The 7433-nt window shown below is 37.9% G+C and carries 6 protein-coding genes; all 6 read left to right on the forward strand.

Annotated features, from left to right (window positions below):
- On the forward strand, window positions 1-471 hold a 471-nt coding region (locus tag HMPREF9444_RS11295; RefSeq protein ID WP_040909547.1), incomplete at its 5' end, for a PD-(D/E)XK nuclease domain-containing protein.
- Window positions 472-543: 72 nt separating this feature from the next.
- Window positions 544-924 carry a hypothetical protein gene (locus HMPREF9444_RS10050; RefSeq protein ID WP_009144335.1) on the forward strand — a complete coding sequence of 127 codons (381 nt, stop codon included), beginning with the start codon at window positions 544-546 and terminating at the stop codon, window positions 922-924.
- Between the two features lie 88 nt (window positions 925-1012).
- The gene (locus HMPREF9444_RS10055) at window positions 1013-1912 is read left to right on the forward strand and encodes a DMT family transporter (protein WP_040909548.1); all 900 of its coding nucleotides are present in this window, start codon (window positions 1013-1015) and stop codon (window positions 1910-1912) included.
- 48 nt (window positions 1913-1960) lie between these two features.
- Window positions 1961-4000 (forward strand): methionine--tRNA ligase, encoded by a 2040-nt coding sequence (gene metG, locus HMPREF9444_RS10060; protein ID WP_040909549.1) that lies wholly within the window; start codon window positions 1961-1963, stop codon window positions 3998-4000.
- Between the two features lie 80 nt (window positions 4001-4080).
- The gene (locus tag HMPREF9444_RS10065; protein ID WP_009144338.1) at window positions 4081-5454 is read left to right on the forward strand and encodes an MATE family efflux transporter; all 1374 of its coding nucleotides are present in this window, start codon (window positions 4081-4083) and stop codon (window positions 5452-5454) included.
- A 153-nt stretch (window positions 5455-5607) separates the two neighbouring features.
- The gene (locus tag HMPREF9444_RS10070; RefSeq protein WP_009144339.1) at window positions 5608-7011 is read left to right on the forward strand and encodes an MATE family efflux transporter; all 1404 of its coding nucleotides are present in this window, start codon (window positions 5608-5610) and stop codon (window positions 7009-7011) included.
- Window positions 7012-7433 lie beyond the last annotated feature (422 nt).

The raw sequence follows: 7433 nt of genomic DNA on the forward strand, positions 1-7433 counted from the left end.
TTGACCTCCAAAACCGGAGCACAGATAAGTGCCTATTACGGAAAAAAAGTAAAAGCGGCGTTAAAGGCAAAAGACTATACAGCCTTAAAGGAAGAATTCAACAAAATCTTAAACGAGTTTTCCTATGAAAGCGTAGTAAGTTTTAAAGAATACGCATTTCGTGACGTATATAAGGTAATGCTGCAGATACTGGGGTATAACACTTATACGGAGTATCAGACGGCTTTAGGTAGAAGCGACTTATGTTTTGAGGATGAGGATAGGCTTTATATCTGTGAATTTAAGGTCATAGGCAAGGCCGACAGCGTCAAAGAGAAGCTTGAGGAAGCCAAAGCACAAATTCGGGAAAAGAGATACGGATTAAGACTTAGCGATAAGGAAGTCATTACGTTTGCAATTATCATAGTCAATGAAAACAAGGATGAGACGCACGGACCTGTGCGTGAAGTGGCGGCAATTGAAATTGCATAGAGAGACTTTCTATATATCAGCTAATTTTAATTTATTATAACTTTTAGCAAATGTAATTTTCGATAAATTTTTATGAAAAAATATATTCTTCTATTTTTATTAACAGTCAGTCTAAGCTCATTTGCAGGACCGCAGGGATTTTCCGGAGCCGCAAAACCTAACAGTGCGCCTCAAGGCTTTAACCTGAATATTATGCCCAACTCCGTTCAAGGAGTTAAAGATAACGCTAAAGACGGAGATCATGTTTTACTGCAGGGAATATTTACAGGAGAAAATGACGGAAAAGGCAATTACTCTTTTGAAGATAAAGACAACAATAAAATTCAAGTAAGCATTCATGCTGACAATTTAACTTTAATTGCCAACAGTCCCTATTTTATATGGGGAATCGTAAAAAAATCATTTTTTAATTGTTCTATAGAACTAATTTATATTTCAGACCCTCAATATTAACGCACCATTAAAAAACATTGTAATTGCTCACTTGAGTGCATTTGCACAACCTTTTAAAATATTTGCTTTCCATAAGGAAGCAAAAAACATGTTTCAATTACGCCAATCAATTCTTCTATTTATTACTGCATCCATTTGGGGCTCAGGTTTCGTTGCACAAAGTATCGGCATGGATCATGTTGAGCCTTTTACTTTTACTTTTTTTCGTACCGCAATAGGAGGATTCGTTCTTATTCCGGTCATCTGGTTTTTAAATAAATTAAAACAGCGAGGCGGTCGCATTATTCATAACGGATCCAAAAAAGATCTTTTTTGGGGATCTTTTTTCTGCGGAATGTGTCTTGTTGCGGCAGAATCCTTCCAACAATTCGGTCTGGTCTACACCGATGCAGGGAAAGCAGGATTCATTACTTCGATGTATATCATCTTCGTTCCGATTTTATCTATTTTTTTAGCTAAAAAAGTCGGATTATCTGTATGGATTGGCGTCATATTATCGGTTTTCGGACTATATTTTCTGTGCATAAAACCTGACATGGCCTTTTCCATAGAAAAAGGCGACTTCCTTATTTTTATTTGTGCCATTATTTTTGCTGTCCATATTCTGGTTATCGCTTATTTTGTCAATAAAGTTGACGGTGTAGAGCTTGCCTGCGGACAATTTTTTGCAGGATCTTTTGTTGCCTTTTTTTTAATGCTTATACACGACACTATTACTTATGAAGGCCTCATGGGAGCTTTGCCTGCAATCCTGTGGGTAGGAATAATGTCCAACGGAGTTGCTTATACTTTACAAATTGTCGGACAGCGAGGAATGAATCCTACTATTGCAACATTGATACTCTCGCTTGAATCGGTAATGGCCGTTGTATTCGGCGGAATTTTCCTCCATGAAGTGATGTCTTCAAGAGAACTTTTAGGCTGTGCTTTAATGCTTGCAGCAGTAATCATCGCACAAATTCCGCCTAAAAAAGCTAAAGTAAGTTAAAATTACAAATTACGCAGTTTAGTAATAATTTTTAATAAAGAGGAAAAAATGAGCAAACGTTCAATGCTTGTCACCTCAGCACTTCCATATGCAAACGGTCCTATTCATTTAGGACATATGCTGGAGCATATCCAATCCGATATTTTCGTACGTTTCCAAAGAGCTGTAGGTAATAACGTATACTATGTCTGTGCCGATGACTGCCACGGTACTCCCGTCATGATCAAAGCAGGTCAAATGGGCATCACTCCTGAAGAGTTGATTCTTCAAGTCGGGAAAGAGCACAAACAGGACTTTGACGATTTTTTAATTAATTACGACAACTACTATCGTACTCACTCTGAAGAAAATCGAATTTTCTCTCAAAGCATTTATAAAAAATTAAGAGACAAAGGTTTTATTACCACTAAAACTATTTCTCAGCTTTACGATCCTGAGAAAAACATGTTTTTGCCCGATCGCTTCGTCAAAGGTACATGTCCTAAGTGCGGCGCTCCTGATCAATACGGCGACAACTGCGAAGTTTGCTCTGCAACATATAATCCTACCGATCTTAAAAACCCGTACTCGACTATCTCAGGAGCAACTCCGGTTTTAAAAGAATCTCTTCATTATTTCTTTGATCTGCCGAAATTTAAAGATTTTCTGCATGATTACATAAATTCAGGCGTATTGCCAAAAGAAATGGCAAACAAACTTGAAGAGTGGTTCGCGCAGGGACTAAAGGATTGGGATATTTCCCGTGATGCTCCGTATTTCGGTTTTGAAATTCCGGATGCTGAAAATAAATATTTTTACGTTTGGCTTGACGCTCCTATCGGCTATATGGCCTCATTCAAGAATTTCTGCGATAAAAACGGCATAGACTTTGACGCATTCTGGAATAAAGACTCGGATAAAGAGCTTTATCACTTCATCGGTAAAGACATTCTTTATTTCCATTCTCTGTTCTGGCCTGCAACATTGAAAGGATCAGATCACCGCTTACCAACCGGAATTTTCGTTCACGGCTATGTTACGGTTAACGGCGCCAAGATGTCCAAATCTAAAGGAACTTTCATTAAAGCTTCCACATATTTAAAGCACTTAAAACCTGAATGTCTGCGCTACTATTTTGCTTCCAAAATGAATAATCAGGCTGTTGATTTGGATCTTGCCCTTGATGACTTTGTAGCTAAAGTCAATTCAGACATCGTCGGTAAGGTAGTAAACCTCGCTTCCCGAACTGCAGGATTTATCAATAAGCGCTTTAACGGAATGCTTGCCGATAAGCCTAACGATCCTGCCCTTATGGAAAAATTTGCAGCTGCAATGCCTGAAATCAAACAAGCATACGACTGCCGCAACTACTCTGATGCCGTTCGCGCCATAATGTCGCTTGCCGATGAAGCTAACCGCTATATTGACGCAATGGCTCCATGGGTAATTGCCAAACAGGAAGGCCAGGATGAAAAGCTTCAAGCTGTATGTACCGACGGCATCAACTGTTTTAAAGCCTTAATTACATACTTAAGCCCAATCCTTCCCGAGGTTTATCTAAAAGCTAAGGAACTGCTTAATGATAAGCTTGAGTTTAATAATGCAGCCTCTCCGTTATTAGGACATCAAATAAATAAATTCACTCCTTTATTTACCAGAATAGATACTAAAGACATCGAAGCTATGATTGAGGATAGTAAAAAGGATCTTGCTGCAGCGAAAACTTCTGTAACAACACCCAAAGCTGAAGAAAAGACAAATGCTTTTGAACCTTTAGCAGATGAAATCAGTATTGACGATTTTGCAAAAGTTGACTTACGTGTTGCAACCATTGTTAAAGCGGAAGAAGTTCCTGAAGCTCGCAAGCTTTTACGCCTTGAAGTAGATCTTGGCTTTGAAAAACGTCAGGTCTTTGCCGGAATAAAGCATGCTTATACTGACGTAAGCAAACTAATCGGCAGAAAAGTCGTCGTCGTTGCTAACCTCAAACCGCGCCAAATGAAATTCGGTTTATCTCAAGGCATGGTAACGGCAGCCGGTCCCGGCGGAACTGAGGTATTTTTACTATCGGTTGATGATGGCGCGAAAAACGGCGATCGCATACATTAATTATCTTCTTTAACATATTTAACTAAATTTGTATAATACAGGGCTTTTTGAAATTGCCCTGTATTTTTTTGCATTCAATAATGGCTAAAAAACAATCTGTAAACTCCGTAATTCTTTCTCTTTTTCGTCTGGCACTACCGATTATTTTCGGTAATGTAGCCTATGCCCTTTTAGGGATCTCCGATATTGTAATGGCTGGAATGGCCGGGACATCAGATTTAGCCGGAGTATCAATCGGCGGATCTTTTTTCTTCCCCGGACTTATGTTTCCTATCGGAATGATTACGGCTCTTCACCCTATTGTTAGTCGTTTAAGGGGTGCTGAAAAATACTACGACATCCCCTATTCTCATCTTTGCGCTTTATTAGTATGTTTTGCATTCGGTATTTTTATAATGCTTATTCTGCTGTTTTTAGCACATTTCGTGCTTAACATTGAATCAGACGCAAGGATGTTTGAAGTATCAAAAGGTTATATTACCGCAATAGCTTTTTGCGTCCCTATTGGAGCAATTTTTGCATCAATGCGCGCCTACTGCGAGGCTATGGGAAAAACAAAGGTTACGTTATATTTCGGTTTATTAGCCCTCTGCTATAACATTCCTTTAAATTACGTATTTATCTTCGGAAAATTCGGGATACCTGCTTTAGGCGGCATAGGATGCGGTGTCGCTACACTAATATCAATGCTCTTAAGCTCTCTTTTTATTGCTATTTACATTCGCTGTAATAAAGAACTATATCTTGCGTCTTTCTTTGTTAATAAAACAAGAATCAAATTTAAAGATCTTACAGCTTATTTAAAACTCTCTTTACCCCTAGGGCTTTCAAGCTCTGTAGAGTGTTTTTGCTTTACCGTAATTGCTTTACTGTTAAGTCCATTAGGTCCAATAAGCGTATCGGCAAACAGTATAGCTATGTCAATTACTACTTTGATCTTCAATCTTCCGTTATCTCTTGGAATAGCATCATCCATCATGACAGGTTATGCTATAGGTAAAAACGACTTAGAACAATTAAAAAGAGTAATCAAAGCAGCTTACCGTATAGCTTTTATCAGCATAGCATTCGGTATAACAATTTTACTTTCCTTAAGACACGAGTTACCTGCACTTTTCACTGATGATGCTGCAGTTATAAAACTAAGCTCAACATTACTTATTTTTGCCGCATGCAATCAGGTTTGCGAAAACCTTCAGACTATTCAGGCATACTTATTGCGCGGTTTTAAAGATACCAAGATCATCTTTATTACTACAGTACTATCTTTTTTCCTCTTGGCAATTCCTATAGGCTATATAAATTGCTATGAGTACATAAACACACCATTTAACGGACCTAAAGGTTTCTGGGTGGGAATTTTCAGCGGTTTGTTTTTTGCCTCCATTCTCTACAGAAGAAGGATTCTCTACCATTGGCGTCAACTAAAAAACAATAAAGCCAAAATCTTTTAAAAAACAACACACTAATTTTCTTTTGCAAAAACCTTGTACGTATCCTACCGGTGCAAGGTTTTATAAAAAATTTGCACTATTCTTGTATAATACATCTGCATAAATTTTTAATTGTTAAGCTATCTTGTGTAATTAATCATTGAGAGCCAATTAATGTCGGAAGTTCGTACCGGTACAGAAGTAGTCCCAACATTACCTAAAGAAATACACAGAATTATTAAATTAGCTTGGCCGATTATTTTCGGTCAACTTGCTTCCACCTCAATGACGGTTGTAGATACCGTAATGGCAGGTGCCGCCGGAACCGAGCAATTAAGCGGTGTTGCTATCGGAGGATCTTTTTATTGGCCTGCTATTTTAGCCATCGTAGGTCTTTCTTTTGCCTTACAGCCAATTGTCGCTCAACTACGCGGTGCAGGAAAAGCCGACGAAATTCCTGCGCGAGTACAACTTGCGGCCATTATATGTCTTACAGTTTCTTTATTGATGGCCGTGGTACTCTGTTTTACCCATTTTCTGTATAAATTGATGCCTAATGTCAATGCAGAAATGGTAAGAGTAGCTACAGGTTATTTATATGCGTTGGCATGCAGTTTCCCTGCAATCGCTATATACAATGTTATGCGTGCCTACTGTGAAGGACTCGGCAAAACCCTTCCTACTTTAATTTTCGGATTCGTCATGCTGGCGGCGCATATTCCTCTTAACTATATCTTTATCTTCGGTAAATTCGGTATACCGGCATTAGGCGGCATCGGATGCGGTGTTGCATCAACAATATCAATTTACATCGCAACAATTGCCTTATTTATATATGTGCAAAAAAGCTGCCACTATAGAAGATTTCGTATTTTCAGACAGTTTTATGAAGTAAAAAAACAGGATATTTTTAACTTCCTGCGCTTAGGTTTTCCTCTTGCTATTTCAACTACAATCGAAGTGGCTTGCTTCTCCCTCGTTTCTTTCCTTTTAAGTCCTTTCGGTCCAAATATGGTTGCAGGACATTCAATAGCGCTTAACGTTTCAGGTATTTTATTTATAGTTCCGTTGTCTATCGCATCTGCAGCAACGATAAGGACAGGTGAAGCCATGGGTGCAAGACACTGGAATCGTGCCCAAAGAACGGCAACAGGAGTATATACTATTGATATATTTGTCTTACTTTGTTTTATTTCAATTATCTTAATATTCGGCGATTACATTATTTCTCTTTATACTTCAGATCAGGAAGTTACTGCTATAGCAAGCACTCTTTTAACATTTCTTCTTATTTATCAACTTCCGGATACAGTCCAAGCCATATCTATAGGAATATTGCGCGGTTTTAAAGATTCCAGAACAATTTTTATCGTAACTTTTATTGCTTACTGGATAGTCGGTATGCCTTTAGGTATTTGCCTGGCTTACGGTTATATCGGCGAGAAAGAATTTGCGGCGATGGGTTTTTGGATAGGTTTCACAGCCGGATTAAGCACTGCTGCAATTTTCTATATTTTTAGAATTACTTACTTATTCAAAAAGCGTGTAATTCCAAAAGGAATGAAGCTTAAGATTTAAAACTAATTAGCATTAAATTTACTGTTTTGACGGTAGGTGCCACCTACTATCTGCAGTTATCTTGATGCTGTGTTAGTCAGCAATATGCTATATATGGCAATTAAGCATATTGCAAATACTCCAAGATTATTATTCATTCCTACCAGAACTGTTATTACCGTTGACAGGATGGATAAAGCGTATGGAAAAAATATGCTTATCCGTTCAATATCAAAGATATGAGCTCCGAACAACAGGAATTGTGAATGATTTTTCGGCAAACTTAAAAAATGAATTTTTCTATATAAGGATTAAACAAAAAACGGAATAAATAAAAGATTCTATCTTAAGTCTTAAAAGTACCTTCATTGGTACAACAATCATAGAAGCAACACAAGCATAGGATAAAAAGTCCTATGCAATATCAACAATCTTTAATTATC

It is taken from the genome of Succinatimonas hippei YIT 12066, from assembly GCF_000188195.1.
Classification (GTDB): Bacteria; Pseudomonadota; Gammaproteobacteria; order Enterobacterales; family Succinivibrionaceae; genus Succinatimonas; species Succinatimonas hippei.